At 61.4% G+C, this 15,709-nt stretch carries 12 protein-coding genes; 5 read left to right on the forward strand and 7 right to left on the reverse strand.

Features of this window, described 5'->3' with window-relative positions; translation table 11 throughout:
• Positions 1-138: 138 nt before the first annotated feature.
• Positions 139-1,119 (reverse strand): phosphate acetyltransferase, encoded by a 981-nt coding sequence (pta, locus tag DW151_RS09615; RefSeq protein WP_117655322.1) that lies wholly within the window; start codon positions 1,117-1,119, stop codon positions 139-141.
• Between the two features lie 231 nt (positions 1,120-1,350).
• Here pta and glf point away from each other — a divergent pair, with 231 nt between their 5' ends.
• Together glf and DW151_RS09625 are read left to right on the forward strand one after the other, a co-directional pair.
• Positions 1,351-2,553 carry a UDP-galactopyranose mutase gene (gene glf / locus DW151_RS09620; RefSeq protein WP_118335591.1) on the forward strand — a complete coding sequence of 401 codons (1,203 nt, stop codon included), beginning with the start codon at positions 1,351-1,353 and terminating at the stop codon, positions 2,551-2,553.
• The gene (locus DW151_RS09625) at positions 2,546-3,577 is read left to right on the forward strand and encodes a glycosyltransferase family 2 protein (protein ID WP_118335593.1); all 1,032 of its coding nucleotides are present in this window, start codon (positions 2,546-2,548) and stop codon (positions 3,575-3,577) included. The genes glf and DW151_RS09625 overlap by 8 nt, the downstream gene beginning before the upstream one ends.
• A 361-nt stretch (positions 3,578-3,938) precedes the next feature.
• Here the strand turns inward: DW151_RS09625 and DW151_RS09630 are convergent, their stop codons facing one another.
• The 3 genes from DW151_RS09630 to DW151_RS09640 form a co-directional block, all read right to left on the reverse strand.
• Positions 3,939-4,940 carry a P1 family peptidase gene (locus DW151_RS09630; protein WP_118335595.1) on the reverse strand — a complete coding sequence of 334 codons (1,002 nt, stop codon included), beginning with the start codon at positions 4,938-4,940 and terminating at the stop codon, positions 3,939-3,941.
• Positions 4,941-5,041: 101 nt separating this feature from the next.
• Positions 5,042-5,623: a nucleoside triphosphate pyrophosphatase gene (locus tag DW151_RS09635; RefSeq protein WP_117640334.1), complete on the reverse strand. Its 582-nt coding sequence runs from the start codon at positions 5,621-5,623 to the stop codon at positions 5,042-5,044.
• On the reverse strand, positions 5,620-6,162 hold the full coding sequence (locus DW151_RS09640; protein ID WP_118335597.1) for a DJ-1 family glyoxalase III: 543 nt from the start codon (positions 6,160-6,162) through the stop codon (positions 5,620-5,622). The genes DW151_RS09635 and DW151_RS09640 overlap by 4 nt, the downstream gene beginning before the upstream one ends.
• A 499-nt stretch (positions 6,163-6,661) precedes the next feature.
• Here DW151_RS09640 and DW151_RS09645 point away from each other — a divergent pair, with 499 nt between their 5' ends.
• From DW151_RS09645 to DW151_RS09655, 3 genes are all read left to right on the forward strand, one after another.
• Positions 6,662-7,642, forward strand: a complete 981-nt coding sequence (locus DW151_RS09645) for an EamA family transporter (protein ID WP_118335599.1) — start codon at positions 6,662-6,664, stop codon at positions 7,640-7,642.
• 121 nt (positions 7,643-7,763) lie between these two features.
• A complete protein-coding gene (locus DW151_RS09650; protein ID WP_117635389.1) occupies positions 7,764-9,194 on the forward strand; it encodes a 6-phospho-beta-glucosidase in 1,431 nt (476 codons plus the stop codon).
• Between the two features lie 31 nt (positions 9,195-9,225).
• A complete protein-coding gene (locus tag DW151_RS09655; RefSeq protein ID WP_118335601.1) occupies positions 9,226-10,674 on the forward strand; it encodes a PTS transporter subunit EIIC in 1,449 nt (482 codons plus the stop codon).
• A 175-nt stretch (positions 10,675-10,849) separates the two neighbouring features.
• Here the strand turns inward: DW151_RS09655 and DW151_RS10875 are convergent, their stop codons facing one another.
• The 3 genes from DW151_RS10875 to ppk1 all read right to left on the reverse strand — a co-directional run bounded on the left by DW151_RS10875 (position 10,850) and on the right by ppk1 (position 15,141).
• Positions 10,850-11,050, reverse strand: coding sequence for an IS3 family transposase (locus tag DW151_RS10875; protein ID WP_304999794.1), 201 nt, complete (start codon positions 11,048-11,050; stop codon positions 10,850-10,852).
• A gap of 255 nt (positions 11,051-11,305) precedes the next feature.
• Positions 11,306-12,634 (reverse strand): 23S rRNA (uracil(1939)-C(5))-methyltransferase RlmD, encoded by a 1,329-nt coding sequence (gene rlmD / locus DW151_RS09665; protein ID WP_118335603.1) that lies wholly within the window; start codon positions 12,632-12,634, stop codon positions 11,306-11,308.
• A gap of 98 nt (positions 12,635-12,732) precedes the next feature.
• Positions 12,733-15,141 carry a polyphosphate kinase 1 gene (gene ppk1 / locus DW151_RS09670; RefSeq protein WP_118335605.1) on the reverse strand — a complete coding sequence of 803 codons (2,409 nt, stop codon included), beginning with the start codon at positions 15,139-15,141 and terminating at the stop codon, positions 12,733-12,735.
• Positions 15,142-15,709: the final 568 nt, after the last annotated feature.

Genomic DNA, 15,709 nt, shown 5'->3' on the forward strand with positions numbered 1-15,709 from the left:
TTCTAAAAAACACCTTGCCAAATAGGAGCGTCAGGACGCAAAGAGGCTCCGCCGCGCGAAGCGCGCAGCGGAGCCTCTTTGCATGTCCGAGGACGTTTTCAGAGCTTTGCCCTGCAGGGTCCCGAGGGGATATGTAAGCTATTCAGCCATCTGAGCCTGGACGGCGGTGATGGCCACGACACCCACGATGTCGTCGGCAGAGCAGCCGCGCGAAAGGTCGTTAACCGGCTTGGCGATGCCCTGCAGGATGGGGCCGTAAGCGTCGGCGCCGGCGAAGCGCTGGACCAGCTTGTAGCCGATGTTGCCGGCCTCGAGATCGGGGAACACAAGCACGTTGGCCTTGCCGGCAACGGAGGAGCCGGGGGCCTTGAGCTGGGCGACGGTGGGAACGATGGCGGCGTCGAGCTGCAGGTCGCCATCGATGGCGAGCTCGGGAGCCTTCTCCTTGCAGAACTTAACGGCCTCCTGGACCTTCTTGGCGACCTCGCCGCCGGCGGAGCCCATGGTGGAGTAGGAGAGCATGGCCACGTGCGGCTCGACGCTGCCCATAAAGGTGGACCAGGAGTGAGCGGAGGCGATGGCGATCTCGGATAGCTCGTCGGAGGACGGGTTGATGTTGAGGCCGCAGTCGGCGAAGATCAGCGTACCGTCGGTGCCGAACTGCGGGGTGTCGGTGCACATCACGAAGAAGGCCGAGACCAGCTTGGTACCCGGGGCGGTCTTAAGGATCTGCAGCGCGGGGCGCAGGGTGTCGGCGGTGGAGTGGCAGGCGCCGGAGACCAGGCCGTCGGCGTCACCCATCTTGACCATCATGGTGCCAAAGTAGGTGGCGTCCATCACCTGGGCGCGAGCCTGCTCGATGGTGACGCCCTTCTTGGCGCGGAGCTCGGCAAACTTCTGCGCGTACTCCTCGTGCTTCTCGGCATTGCGCGGATCGATGACGGTGGCGCCGGGAACGTTGATCTCGTCGGGGTTGCCCAGGATGACGATTTTTGCCAGGCCCTCCTCGATGATCTTGGTGGCCGCGACGATGGTGCGCGGATCCTCGCCCTCGGGCAGGACGATCGTCTTAAGGTCGGCCTTGGCGGCAGACTTCATACGGTTAAGGAAATCGCTCATGTTACTCCTTACAAGCGTTTCACTAAGCTCCAGGCGCCCGGCTGTTCACGAATAAACCCGCTGCTAGCGGGTTTACCTTTCAAATTTGTACGCCGCGGTGCTTGAGCTTTCCTTGTGTGGCAAGCTCATTATAGGACGCATTAGCGCTATAATCGCTCTGATAAATATGTCTCGAAGAATGTTCGAGAAAAGCCCAGCTAACGAGCCCGTGGCTTTTGACAAGGAGTATCGATGCAGATTACCTCAGGCCTGCCTGAAGGCTTTAACGCCGGCGCGTACGACATGATTGTCGTCGGTGCTGGATATGCCGGTGCCGTTTGCGCCCGCCGTCTTGCCGAGACCATCGGCTATCGTGTTGCCGTTTTGGAGCGCCGTAGCCACATTGCGGGCAATGCCTATGACTGCACTGACGAGGCCGGAATCCTGATCCACGAGTACGGTCCGCATATCTATCACACCTTTAACGAGCGCGTGCACAATTTCCTGTCGCGCTTTACCAAGTGGACGGATTATCAGCACAAGGTGCTCGCCAACATCAACGGCACCCTTATGCCCGTGCCCTTCAACCACGCGAGTCTCAAGCTCGCCTTTGGTGACGAGCGCGGCGAGGAGCTGTATCAGAAGCTCGTGGAGACCTTTGGCAAGGATGTCAAGGTGCCCATTATGGAGCTGCGTAAGAAGAACGACCCCGACTTGGCCGAGGTCGCTGATTACGTCTACGAGAACGTCTTTTTGCATTACACCATGAAGCAGTGGGGCCAGACGCCCGACCAGATCGATCCCTCGATCACCGGTCGCGTTCCCGTCTTTGTGGGCGACGATGACCGCTATTTCCCGCAGGCTCCCTTCCAGGGTATGCCGCAGGACGGCTACACGGCGCTGTTCGAGCATATGCTCGACCACGACCTGATCGACGTGTTCTGCGACGTGGACGCCCGCGATCTCTTTGAGATCGACGAGACCACCGTCAAGATCGGCGGCAAGGTCTACGGCGGCGAGATCGTCTATACCGGTCCGCTCGATGAGCTGTTCGACCTTGACCTGGGCGCTCTTCCGTACCGCACGCTCGATATGAAGTTCGAGACGCTTGATATGGACCAGTTCCAGCCCGTGGGCACCGTCAACTACACCACGAGCGAGGACTACACGCGTATCACCGAGTTCAAGAACATGACCGCTCAGGTTTTGCCCGGCAAGACCACCATCATGAAGGAGTACTCCAAGGCCTATACGCCCGGCTCGGGCGAGACGCCGTATTACGCCATTCTTGAGCCCGAGAACCGTGAGCTCTATGAGCGCTATCTTGAGCGCGTCCAGAACCTGACAAACTTCCACCCGGTGGGTCGTCTGGCCGAGTATCGTTACTACGATATGGATGCCGTGACCAATTCCGCCCTCGATCTTTCGGATGAGATTATCGCCTGCCATGCATAAAGTCATAACATTCGGTATTCCCTCGTATAACGCCGCTAAGGACATGGACCATTGCATTACCTCCATCTTGGAGGGGAGCAATTATGCCACCGATATCGAGATTATGGTGGTGGACGACGGCTCCAAGGATGAGACGGCCGCCAAGGCCGACGAGTGGGAGGCCCGTTATCCTGGAATCATCCGCGCGGTGCACCAGGAGAATGGCGGCCACGGTATTGCCGTCCTTTCGGGTCTGCGCGAGGCGCAGGGCACCTACTACAAGGTTGTCGACTCGGACGACTGGCTTGACGGCGCTGCCCTTTCGACCATGCTGTCGATTCTGCGCGGCTTTGAAGAGCGCGACCAGCGCGTTGACCTGTTTATCTCGAACTACGTGTACGAGAAGGTTTACGAGGGTACGCATACGGCTATTGGTTACAAGTTTGCCCTGCCTCGAAAAAAGATCTTTACCTGGGACCAGATCGGCCATTTCCGCCTGGACCAGAATCTGCTCATGCACAGCCTGTGCTATCGCACGGATGCGCTGCGCGAGTCCAACCTTCCCATGCCGCCGCACACGTTCTATGTGGACAACATCTACGCCTACGTGCCGCTGCCGCGTTGCAAGACCATGTACTACGCCGACATCGACCTCTATCGCTACTTTATCGGTCGCGAGGGCCAGAGTGTCAACGAGGCCACGATGGTCAAGCGTCTGGACCAGCAGTTCCGTGTTACGCGTATCATGATGGAGTCGTACCACCTGTACAGCGATGTCGAGTCGTCGCGTCTGCGTTCGTACATGATGGGCTACTTCACCATGATGATGGCGATCTGTTCAGTGCTCACCAAGCTTTCCGACGAGGATTGCGCCGACGAGCGCCTGAAGACGCTATGGAGCGATTTAAAGGCCTACGACGAGCGTATGTATCGTCGTGCACGTTACGGTGTGGTCGGCTTCTTCACTAACCTCCGCGGTCGTGCCGGAGACAAAACCACACTCGGCCTATACCGTCTTGCCTCAAAGATCTTCAAATTCAACTAGTACAGAAACGCTCGGGTAACGGGGACCCCTGGTCCTTAACTTGCTACTTCGGACAGTCCTGCGCAAGACGGAGGCGCCACTGGCGCCTCCTTTGCGTGCGGAACTCGTATCAAGTTAAGGACCAGGGGTCCTCTGCTATGTCTCGCTTTATGTCAGACAGCTGAATTTGAAGATCTTGGACGCGCGGTACACAGGGGCCTGGGCTGAAAAGATTTTGGTTGGTAGGTTGCCCGGTGGGTCTTGGTTATGTTTGTCGCGAGTTCCGCACGAGCCGAAGAGCACTTAATGTGCTCTTCGTGCGAGCCAGGACTGTAGAGCAGCAAACATAACCAAGCCCCACCGGGCAACCGGTCAGGTTAGGCTACTTCGCGGCGCCGGGGATGCCGTGGGAGGTTTTGGCGGTTTTTGCTCCGTTTACGATGGCGGTTTGCAAAGCCCTTACGGCGAGCATGCCCAGTAGGTCTAGGGGAACGGTGGCGCTTGTCTGAGCGTCTAGCTTGCCGCTGGCGAGGGTGTAGATGGTGTCGCCGTCGTTCGTGGTGTGCGTGGGACGGATGGCGTGTGCATAGGCGTCTGCGGCCATCTGGGAGACCTTGGTGGCCTGAGCCTTGGTGAGCTCAACGTTGGTGACGATGCAGCTGATGGTGGTGTTGGTGCGGTCGAGCGGCATTTGCATGGAGCCGGCGGCGGCAAAGGCTGCGAGCTCCATGTCGACGATCTGGTCGCTATCTGCTGCGGCGCGCATACCAGCGACCCATTCGCCGGTGAAGGGGTCGACGACATTGCCGCAGGCGTTGACCGAGACCACGGCACCCACCTTAACAGGGCCGAGTGCCACGGCGGCAGCGCCCAGGCCGGCCTTCATGCAGGTGGCGGGGCCCATGAGCTTGCCCACGGTGGCACCGGTGCCGGCACCTACATTGCCCTGCTCGAGCGTGGTGGGGGTGTTGTCGAGCGCCTCGCGCACGGCGGAGATGCCAGCCTCAATGTCGGGGCGTACGGCGGGGTCGCCAAAGGCGAGGTCGAAGATGCAGCTGGAGCACACGATGGGCACCTGCGTGGGGCCGACGGGAAGGCCGATGCCGCGGCTCTCAAGCTCGCGAGCGACGCCGCTTGCGGCCTCCAGGCCAAAGGCCGATCCGCCCGAAAGGCAGACAGCGTGGACCTTGTCGACGGTGTTCTCGGGTCGCAGCAGGTCGGTTTCGCGCGATGCCGGGGCACCGCCGCGAACGTCAACGCCGCCGGTGGCGCCCTCGGGTGCCACGATTACGGTGCAACCGGTGCCGGCCTCCTCGTTCGTGTGGTTTCCAAAGCAAAAGCCATCGACATCGCAAACGTCAATGGCCTCAAGCAGTGTATCCATGTTTTACTCCTATCGGTTTTCCGCTGGGCCTTATGCCCGGTCGGGATCCGTACGGTACGCCGAAATTGTAGGCGCTGGGGGATACCCAGCGCCAGATGCAATTACGATAGTTTTTGAATCGCGCGTGCGACGCGAGCGATGGGCAGGCCCACCACGTTGTAGAAGTCGCCCGAAATATCATGCACGAGCATGCGGCCGCCTGTGCCCTGGATGCCGTAGGCGCCGGCTTTGTCCATGGGCTCGCCTGAGGCGACGTAGCGCTCAATCTGCTCGTCGGTGAGCTCATAGAACGTCACGTCGGTCACATCGACAAACGACAGGCTCTCGGCGGCGTGCGGGGCTGTGGCGTCTCCGGCTCTAACGATGCAGACGCCGGTTGCGACCTGATGCGTGCGCCCGGAGAGCTCGTGGAGCATGGTACGGGCTTCGTCCTCGTTTGCCGGCTTACCCAAAATCTTGCCATCGAAGGTGACGATGGTGTCGGCCGCGATGGTCAGCTCACTGGGATCGGCGTGCTCGGCGGCAACGGCGGCAGCCTTAGCGCGAGCCAAGCGCTCGACAAGCGTAAGCGGGGCCTCGTTATCAAAAGGAGTCTCGTCGATGTCAGCGGGAATGACGCGGATGTCGTAGCCCGCTTCGCGCATCAACTCGATGCGGCGCGGTGATTGCGAAGCCAAAATCATAGCTGAATGCCCTCGGCAACCTTCTCGACAGCCTTGTCTCCAGCGAGCGTACGCAGCAGCTCAAGCGCAAAGGGGAGTGACTGGGCCATGCCGCTGGCGGTGATGATGTTGCCGTCGTGCGTGGCCTTGTCGCCGGTATAGGCGCCCTCGGGGAAGCTCTTCTCAAAGCCGGGGAAGCACGTGGCGTGGCGTCCCTCGAGCAGGTCGAGCTCGCCCAGGATAAACGGGGCGGCGCAGATGGCGGCAACGTGCTTGGTCGCGGCGAAATCGCAGACCACGTCGCAGACGCGCTGGTCGGCGCGCAGGTTGGTGGCACCGGGCAGGCCGCCGGGCAGCACGACGCAGTCGTACTCGTCAAAATTGATCTCATCAAAGAGCGCATCGCAGGTCACGGGGATCTGCAGCGAGCTTACGACCTCGCGCGTGGGCATGATCGAGACAAGCGTGGCGCGCACGCCGCCGCGACGCATGACATCGACCATGGTCAGGCATTCAATAGTTTCAAAGCCATCGGCGGCGAGAACGGCAACGCTGGGCATGAGGGTTCCTTTCATAGGCGGCATACAATTAGCCGTCTTATACCCCGAAGACCTCCGCTTGCCACGCTCGATTTCCCAATGTTTAAAATAGCCCCGTCCGAATTAGCTACCCCCACCCATCCTCAACAATCTCAATCTGTAACATCCATCGACCAAAACTAGCCCCAACTGTTACAGATCGAGACAGTCCCCAACAGCACCGCCCCGTTCGGGGAACGACCGCCACAGGTACGGCGGGCAGAGGCTCACTTTTTTCCTCGGTTTTTCTTGACGGAATCTCACCTGTTGTAGTACATTGTCCCAGTCTAAAAACGCGTGGACTTTTCTGGGCGCTAGCCACCTTTTTGCCACGCAACCGAGCAGTCGGTTGCGTGGCTTTTTTCGTCTTGGCAGCAGGTGCCACATGCACCGCCAGAAGACCGCACGAGCCCACCTTCCGACTGCAGGGAACAGACGCACGAGACGTGCGTCTGCAAGACAGCAGACGGAGGGGAGCCTAATGGCAGGAACAAACACAATCAAGCAACAGGCCGCCGGGGCGGGAGCCACGGGCGCGGGACAGGCCAAGGCGGCGCTCCAGGTCTTTGCGGGCGGCGCCTGCTACGGCGCGATGGCCACGACCTACAAGCTCGCCTACGCCGCGGGCTTCACCTCGGCACAGGTGGTGGCGAGCCAAGCGTGGCTCGGCTGCCTCTTCTTCGCCCTCGCCACGCTCGCAGGGCACGCACTCGGGCACCGCTGGCAGCGCGTGGGCTGGAAGCTCGCCCTTAAGCTCATGGGCCTGGGAGCCCTCACCTGCCTCACCTCAATCCTCTACTGCTACGCCATGAGCGTGCTGCCCGCCCCGGTGGCGCTCACGCTCCTCTTCCAGTTCACGTGGCTGGGGCTCGTGTGGCAGACCGTCATGACGCGCCGGCCGCCGAGGCCCCTCCAAGTGGCCTCCGCCCTGGCCATCGTCTTCGGGACGGTGTTCGCGAGCGGCGTTTACAAGACCGGCATCACCGGGTACGACCCCGTGGCCCTGCTCTGCGCGCTGGGGGCGGCCGTGTCCTGCTCCCTCTTTGTCACCCTCTCCGGCAAGGTCGAGGCCCCCTGCTCGTCCGAGCAGCGCGGCGTCATCGTGTGCGCGGGCTCCGTGGTCATGTCGCTCACGGTGTGCCCGGACTACGTCGTCTCGGGCGTCCTCGCCCAGGGCATCCTGCCCTTTGCCGTCATCGCCGGCTTCTTTGGCATGCTCTGCCCGGTCTTGCTCTTCGGCATGGGCTCTCCGCACCTGCCCGCGGGTCTCTCCACTGTCATGGCCGCCGCGGAACTCCCCGCCGGCCTGCTCATCGCCATGATCGTCCTCGGCGAGCCGCTCGGCGTCGTCGAGTGGCTGGGCGTCGCCATCATCCTCGCCGGCGTGTGCCTGGCACAGGTCCCCTCCCTGCTTGGAGGCCGGGAGGCACGTCGCGCCGCCGCAGGACAAGCCGTCAGCTAGTCACCCCTTCACGGGCGGCCCGCGCGCATCAGGGAAAGGGCCACGGGCCCGGCGCGTGAGGTCGCAAGGACGTTATAAAGCGTCCCCGCAGAGGTGGGGGCGCCAGAGAGAAGGAGGCACCATGCCATTTCCAAAAGGGTTCCTTTGGGGAGGAGCCACCGCTGCTAACCAATGCGAGGGAGGTTATGACGAGGGCGGCCGCGGCCTTGCCAATGTCGACGTCATCCCACACGGGTCGGAGCGCAACGACGTAAGTCGCGGCCTGAGGCGCATGCTCGACTTTGAGCCCGGGTACTACTACCCGGCCCAGACGGGCATCGACTTCTACCACCACTACCGCGAGGACATAGCCCTCTTCGCGGAGATGGGCTTTAAGGTCTTTCGCCTCTCCATCGCCTGGAGCCGCATCTTCCCCAATGGCGACGAGGAGGAGCCCAACGAGGCCGGGCTCGCCTTCTACGAGGACGTGTTCCGCTGCTGCCGCGAGCACAGGATCGAGCCCCTCGTGACCATCACGCACTTCGACTGCCCCATCCACCTCGTCAAGAAGTACGGCGCCTGGCGAAACCGCGCCCTCATCGAGCTCTACAAGCGGCTCGTGAAGGTGCTCTTCAACCGCTACCGCGGCCTCGTGCATTGGTGGATCACGTTCAACGAGATGAACATGATCTTGCACCGTCCCTTCATGGGTGCCGGCATCGTCCTCGAGCCCGGGGAGAATGCCCGCGAGGCCGAGTACCGCGCCGCGCACAACGAGCTCGTGGCGAGCGCCTGGGCCACCAAGATCGCCCACGAGGTCGACCCGGAGAACAAGGTTGGCTGCATGCTCGCCGCGGGAAGCTACTACCCCTACTCCTGTCGTCCCGAGGACGTCCGTGCAGCGCAGGTCAAGAACCAGGAGGACCTCTTCTTCGTGGACGTGCAGGCACGCGGGCACTACCCCGGCTACGCGCTCAAGATGCTCGAGCGCGAGGGCATCGACGTGGGCATGACCGCCGAGGACGAGCGCATCCTTGCGGAGAACACCGTCGACTTCATCTCGTTTAGCTACTACTCCTCGCGCTGTACCGCGGGCGACCCCGATTCCGTGGGCGGCGTCGCCGAGGGCAACGCCTTCGCCGGCGTGGAGAACCCCTACGTGCGCACGAGCGACTGGGGCTGGGTCATCGACCCGCTGGGGTTCCGCATCACGATCAACGACCTCTGGGACCGCTACCAGAAGCCGCTCTTTGTGGTGGAGAACGGCCTCGGCGCCTATGACGAGGTGCTTCCCGACGGCACGATCGAGGATGACTACCGCATCGCCTACCTGCGCGAGCACATCGAGGCCATGCGCGACGCTATCGAGCAGGACGGCGTCGAGATGCTCGGCTACACCACCTGGGGGCCGATCGACCTCGTGAGCGCGGGCTCCGGCGAGATGGAGAAGCGCTACGGCTTCATCTACGTGGACCGCGACAACCTGGGCAACGGCACGCTCGAGCGCAGGCGCAAGAAGAGCTTCTACTGGTATCAACAGGCCATCGCCACCAACGGAGGCGACCTGGGCTAACCACCCGGGCAATATCACTAAGGAGAAAATAATGGCAGAAAAATACGACGACCTGGCCAGATCCATACTCGAGAACGTAGGCGGCGCCGAGAACGTCGCCAGCGTCGCGCACTGCATCACGCGCGTGCGCTTCAAACTCAAGGACGAGTCCCGCGCCAACACGGCCAAGATCGAGGCCCTCAAGGGCGTCATCCAGGTCATCCAGGCCAACGGCCAGTACCAGGTGGTCGTGGGCAACATCGTCGAGGACGTCTACGACGCGGTCCTGGAGGCCGGCAACTTCTCGGGCGGCGCAAGCGCCGACGACGAGCCCCAGGGCGATAAGACCGTTGCCTCCGTCATCATCGACCTCATCTCTGGCATCTTCCAGCCCATCCTGGGACCGCTTGCCGCCGCAGGCATCATGAAGGGACTGCTTGCCCTCATCACCTACTTCGTCCCGGCCTTTGCAAACGACGGCCTCTACACGCTGCTCTACACCGTGGCTGACGGCTTCTTCTACTTCCTTCCCGTCGCCCTGGCGTTCAGTGCCGCGCGCAAGTTCCGCATGAACGAGTTCACCGGCGTGGCAATCGGCGTGGCGCTCCTCTACCCGACGATGGTCGCCCTGACCTCGGGCGAGGCGCTCGGCAGCATCGACCTCGGCGTGGCCGGCACGTTCTCGTGGTACGCCACCGCCCTCGGGCTCCCCATCATCATGCCCGTGTCCGGCTACGTGAGCTCGGTGATCCCCGTCCTTCTCATGGTGTGGTTCGGCTCTATCCTTGAGCGCTGGCTCAAGAGTTGGATGCCGGCTGCGCTCAAGATGTTCCTTGTCCCGCTCGCCACGATGACGGTCTCCATCGTCTTGGGCTACCTCATCATCGGCCCGGTGGCCACCCTCATCACCAACCTGCTGAGCGCGGCGTTCTCGTTCATCTTCCAGCTCCCCGTGGTTGGTTCCGTCCTGGGCAGCGCCCTAGTCGGCGGACTGTGGATGTGCCTCGTCATCTTCGGCTTCCACTGGAGCCTCATCCCCATCTCCATCATGAACCTGAACACCCTCGGCCACGATGGCGTGCTCGCCGCCACCATCGGCCACGGGTTCGCACTCGGAGCGGTCATCTTTGCCATGTACCTCAGAAACAAGGATGAGCGCTTCCGCGGCATCGCCCTTCCCGCGATGATCTCCGCCTTCTTCTTCGGCGTCACCGAGCCGGGCATCTACGGCATCGCCCTCCCCAACAAGCGCGCGTTCGTCGTGGCATGCCTGAGCTCCGCCGTGGGCGGCGCTATCGTGGGAATGACTGGCGCTCTCATGTACATCTCGGGCGGCCTCGGCGTCTTCAACCTGCTCAACTTCATCGACGGGACCCCTGGTGGCGCCGGGATCTCCCACATGATCTTCGCGATCATCGCCTCGCTCATCTCCGCCGTCCTGGCCTTTGTTATCGAGTTCATCACCTACCGACCCAACGACGAGGAGGAAGGCGCCCACTAGCTTGCGCCCTCCTCAATCAGCTCTATGTAATTGAGTAGCAGTTGAGGTGGGTGAGGGCCGAGGGCGATCAAGGTGGCCGCCCTCGGCCCGGGACAACCTGCCAGAAGGCGTTTAGCTTTCTCGGGCGGCGCTGAAATGAACTGCGCCCCGAAACTTAGACGGGTCAATTAGCGGCCTATGCCGCACATGGGGACTGATTCCGGAACTCCTCCGGGGTCAGTCCCTTTTGCTTAACCTGCCTCCTCTTGTTCCAGTGAACGGTGTGGGCGTGGAGGTCCCGCTTGAACTCCTCGAAGCTCCGCCACGTCCGGTTCCTGTAGAACTCGTCCTTCAGGCGCCCGGGCAGCAGCTCCGTCGCATGAGCTTGCCCTCGCACGCCGCCGGCCCCGGCCGGGTCCGGGCGCCCTTCGGCCTTCGGTGCGCCCGTATCCCCTGTCGCAAAACTCTGCTGCAAGAGTCCTCAGCGTGGCGTCGTGTCCGACTTTCCCGTCCATAAAGAAGCTCCCCATTTCTAATGTCCAAGAAATGAGGGGGCGGTTCAATTTCGGGACGGGGATTAAATAATCATTCAGAACAAATTTTTTTATCCCCGTCCCAGAAAAATCATCGGGCGTGGTCTTGGGCAAACGGTCTAGTTACGCTTGAGGTGGACGACGGTTTCGCAGTGGAAGGTTTGCGGGAATAGGTCGACCGGCGTGATCTTGATGGGAGAGAAGGTGCCCTCCTCGACAAAGCGCTTGAGGTCGCGTGCCAGGGTGGCAGGGTCACAGCTCACGTAGGCGACATCGCGGGCACTCGTGCTCGCGATGAGGTCGATGGCCTCGGGCGCCAAGCCTGCGCGCGGCGGATCGACTACCAGGACATCGGCGTCCTGGTCGGGGAACTCGCGCACCGCGTCGCCGCCGATGACGTCGACGTTATCGAGCTTGTTGATCTCCAGGTTACGGCGTAAATCGCGCACGGCCGGGCCATAGGCTTCGACAGCGGCGACAAAATCGCAGCGGCGGGCGAGCGGTAGGGTAAAGGTGCCAGCACCGCAGTACAGGTCCACGGCTAGCTCGTCTTCCTGCGGGTCGAGGGCGTCCATAACGAGCTCAATCAAAATCTCGGCGCCCTTGGTATTGACCTGGAAAAACGACGGGGCAGATAAGCGCATCTGGCCTTCGGCGATGTTCTCGGTCCACGAGCCCTCGCCGGCGAGCATCTCGACTTTGGAGACACGTCGGGCTTTCTTTTCGCCCTTGCTCATCACACGCACGATACTCGTGGGATGAGCGGCGTCCGCCAGCACGCGCGAGACCTGTGAGCGCGGAAAAGAGCCCGTGGGCGTCCAGAGTGCGACCTCGAGTGCCTTGGTGCGGCGCGATGCGCGAATGCCCACGCGTTCGAGGCCCAGGTCGTGGCTGCCGCTTAGATAGTTGAGCGCGCCGACGACCGATTTGAGCGCCTTGGGAAAACGCTTATCGAACAGCGGGCACGCATCGACGGTCACTATTTTGCTGGGGTCGACACCGTGCATGCCAAGGCGCACGCGACCGTTGACGACGGTCGGTTCGAGCTCGATTTTATTGCGGTAGCCCCAGTCGTCCTTGGTATGGCGGATGGGCTGTACCAACTCATCGACCTGCTCGGGAGCGAACTTGCCGATGCGCTCGAGCGTGGAGCGCAGATTTTGCTCCTTGGCGGCGAGCTGTGCCGTGCGTGAGAGATTGCCCCACGAGCAGCCGCCGCAGATGCCAACGAAGGGGCAGGGAGGCTGGATGCGATCGGGGCTTGGCTCCAGAATCTCGGTGGTGCGGGCGCGCATGAACGACTTGCCGTCCTGTACGACCTCGGCCTCGACGGTGTCGCCTGCCACGGCGCCCTGCACAAAGACGGCCTTGCCGTTGTCGGCGTGCGCCAGCCCGTCGGCGCCGTAGGTCATCGATTCTATAGTGAGCTTCATATCCCTGCCTGTCATTCGCGTTGTTGTCCGCACCATGGTAGCAGGGAAAAGCGCCCCACATCCGAGGCTTTCCTCAAATGCGGGGCGCTTCTACAAACTGCTTCTACAAACGACTATTTCGTTTTGCCGGTAATGAGTGTCTTAAGACCCAGGCCGATCAGGCCCAGGCCCATGCGCACGCGACCGGGGCGATGGCGCTCGATGGCCTTGGTCTTGCCGGCGGGCTTCTTGCGACGGGCACTCGTCTCGGGTGCGGGCTTGGTGACCTGCGGCTCGGGCTGAGGTGCAGGTGCAGGCTCGGGCTCAATGACGGTCGCCTGGACCTCTTGGACCTTGGGTGCTACCGGCTGCGGCTCGGGCTCGGGGGCGGGTTTTGCCTCAATGACGGGCTCGGGCGCGGCCTCGGCGTTGTGATAGGCACGCTCCAGCAGGGCTTCCTGTGAGTTGAAGGGCTTCTCACCCTCTGCGCGCTCCACGGGGACCCAGGTGCCGTCGCTCGTGAGGCTGCGGGCCTTCACGTTGTCGCGCAGCTGCATACTCATGTATTCGTGCACCAGGGCGCGGCAGGTGGGGTCGAGCACGGGGAAGGCGATTTCCACGCGGTGCTCGGTGTTGCGCGTCATCATGTCGGCCGAGCTCAGATAGATCATGTCCGAGTCCACGCCAAAGGCGTAAACGCGCGCATGCTCCAAAAAGCGTCCGACGATAGAACGGACATGCACGTTCTCGGTCTTGCCCGGAACGCCGGGCTTGAGGCATGAGATGCCGCGGATGATCATGTCCACGCGGACTCCTGCACACGATGCCTCGGCGATCTTGTCGATGACCTCGCGGTCGGTGAGCGAGTTGAGCTTAAAGAACACACGGGCGGGCTCGCCAGCGAGGGCGCGCTGGATCTCGCGATCCAGGCCGCGCATGATGAGCGGCTTGAGGCCCACGGGCGCCACGCCCAGGAAGCGGTAATCGCCGCGCAGGTTGCCCAGCGACAGGTTGCGGAAGAACAAGTTGGCGTCCTCGCCGATGCCGGGGTGGGCGGTCATGAGCATAAAGTCGCTGTAGAGCTTGGCCGTCTTCTCGTTAAAGTTGCCGGTGCCCAACAGCGTCAGGCGTGTAAGCGCCATGCCCTCGCGATAGGTGAGCTGGCAGATCTTGGAGTGGCACTTAAAGCCCTCGGAGCCGTAGATGACGGTGCAGCCGGCCTCTTCCAGGCGCTCGGCCCACTCGATGTTGTTCTGCTCGTCAAAGCGCGCGCGGAGCTCCATGAGCACCGTGACCTCTTTGCCGTTCTCGGCGGCATCGATCAGTGACTCGCACAGGCGGCTCTGCTTGGCCACGCGGTAGAGCGTGATGCGCAGTGAGATGCACTCGGGGTCGTAGGCGGCCTCGTGCACCAGATCCAGGAAGGGGTTCATGGCCTCATAGGGATAAAAGAGCAGCTTGTCGTGCTGAAGTACCTGCTCGCGGATGGAGCGGGTCATATCGATGGTGGGGTTGGGCTGCGGCTTAAACGGTGTAAAGAGCAGCTCGTTGCGCAGGTGCTCGGGAATCTTGCCCTCAATGCCAAAGACGTAGCCTAGGTCGAGCGGGATATCGCAGGTAAAGACAGAGCGGTGCGAAAGCTCGAGCGCCTTGCGGATGGTCTTGAGCGTCGCCTTCTCGAGCGACCCCGAGACCGCGAGCACCACCGGCTGCAGGCGCAAGCGTTTCTTGAGGATGCGCTTCATGTGCTGACGGTAATCCTCTTCCTCCTCGACGCCCTCGCCGTCCGGGTCGATGTCGGCGTTGCGGGTGACGCGGATGAGCGCGCGGTCGAGCGGCTTATAGGAGCCAAAGCAGCTGTCCAGGCAGGCGAGGATGACGTCCTCGAGCAAGATGTAGGAGTAGGTGCCGGTGGGCGAGGGGATCTCGACCACGCGGTTCATCGAGGTGGGAATCTCGATAAGGCCCAGCAGACTCTCCTCGTCGGTGACGCCGTCCAGGCCGCAGGCCAGGTAGAGTGCGCCGTTGCGCAGGTTGGGGAAGGGGTGGCGCGGGTCAATCACCAGCGGTGAGATGACCGGCGACACGTAGGCCTGGAAGTAACGGGTTACAAAGGTGCGCTCCTCGGGCGTAAGCGAATCGATGCGGGCGCGGTGAACGCCCAGGGTGTCGAGCTTGCCCTCGATGCTCTTAAAGATGGACTCCCATCGGGTAAGGAGCCCGGGCATTTCGGCCATGACAGCATCGACTTGTTCGGAGGCGGTCATATTGCTCTTGTTGTCGACAGGCTGTTTTTTGAGCTCTGCCAGATCGGACAGGCCGCCCACGCGCACCATGAGAAACTCATCGAGGTTAGACTCGAAAATCGACACGAACTTTAGCCGCTCGAACAGCGGAACGGTCTCGTCGAAGGCTTCGTCAAGCACACGGTTGTCAAAGCGCAGCCAGCTGAGCTCTCGGTTCTGCGTGTACGAGAAGTCGCGCGGCGGCTTACGCAGCTTTGCAGCGGCTTGCTTTTTTTCGATTTTGCTCGGCATATGCATCTGTCCGTTCAGTCCCCGTGGGGGACGGTTGCCTAACACTATTCACTATTGTCTCAATTTAGTCGGCCTATGGCACGGACGTATCGCGTGAACGGTATCTTTACCTACTTCTTACGCTGACAAGCCATAGAGCTGACGCCCTTCGCGTTGTGAAAAACGGTCTATATCCTCACTCAACTGGTGAGTATGTGTGAATAAGAATGATAGGTAGCTGAATATCATCGAATACAGACAGAAACACGAACAAGCGTCATTTATATACATAAAACCGTTTTAGATATGCAATTCTTAATCGAAAGATTGGAGTTGTAATTGCGAATGATTTTTAAGAAAAAAGAGCATTTACCTTAGAAAAGCTACTTTAGAACGCCGAAGTGCATTATGGGAGAATCATATTCGATATACCGTTCATCGAACTTTGTTGACCGTTCGGGGGCGAGGTGGAATTGCGGTTGGAATTTGGATATAACTAGAGCTGTCAGCAAGCAGCACCCGTTACGGAAGGGTGCTGAGAGATTCGGCCGAAAGGCCCGAAAGAAAGGTAGGAGGCCATGACGAAAGGTCTGCA

It is taken from the genome of Collinsella sp. AM13-34, from assembly GCF_003473055.1.
GTDB lineage: Bacteria > Actinomycetota > Coriobacteriia > Coriobacteriales > Coriobacteriaceae > Collinsella.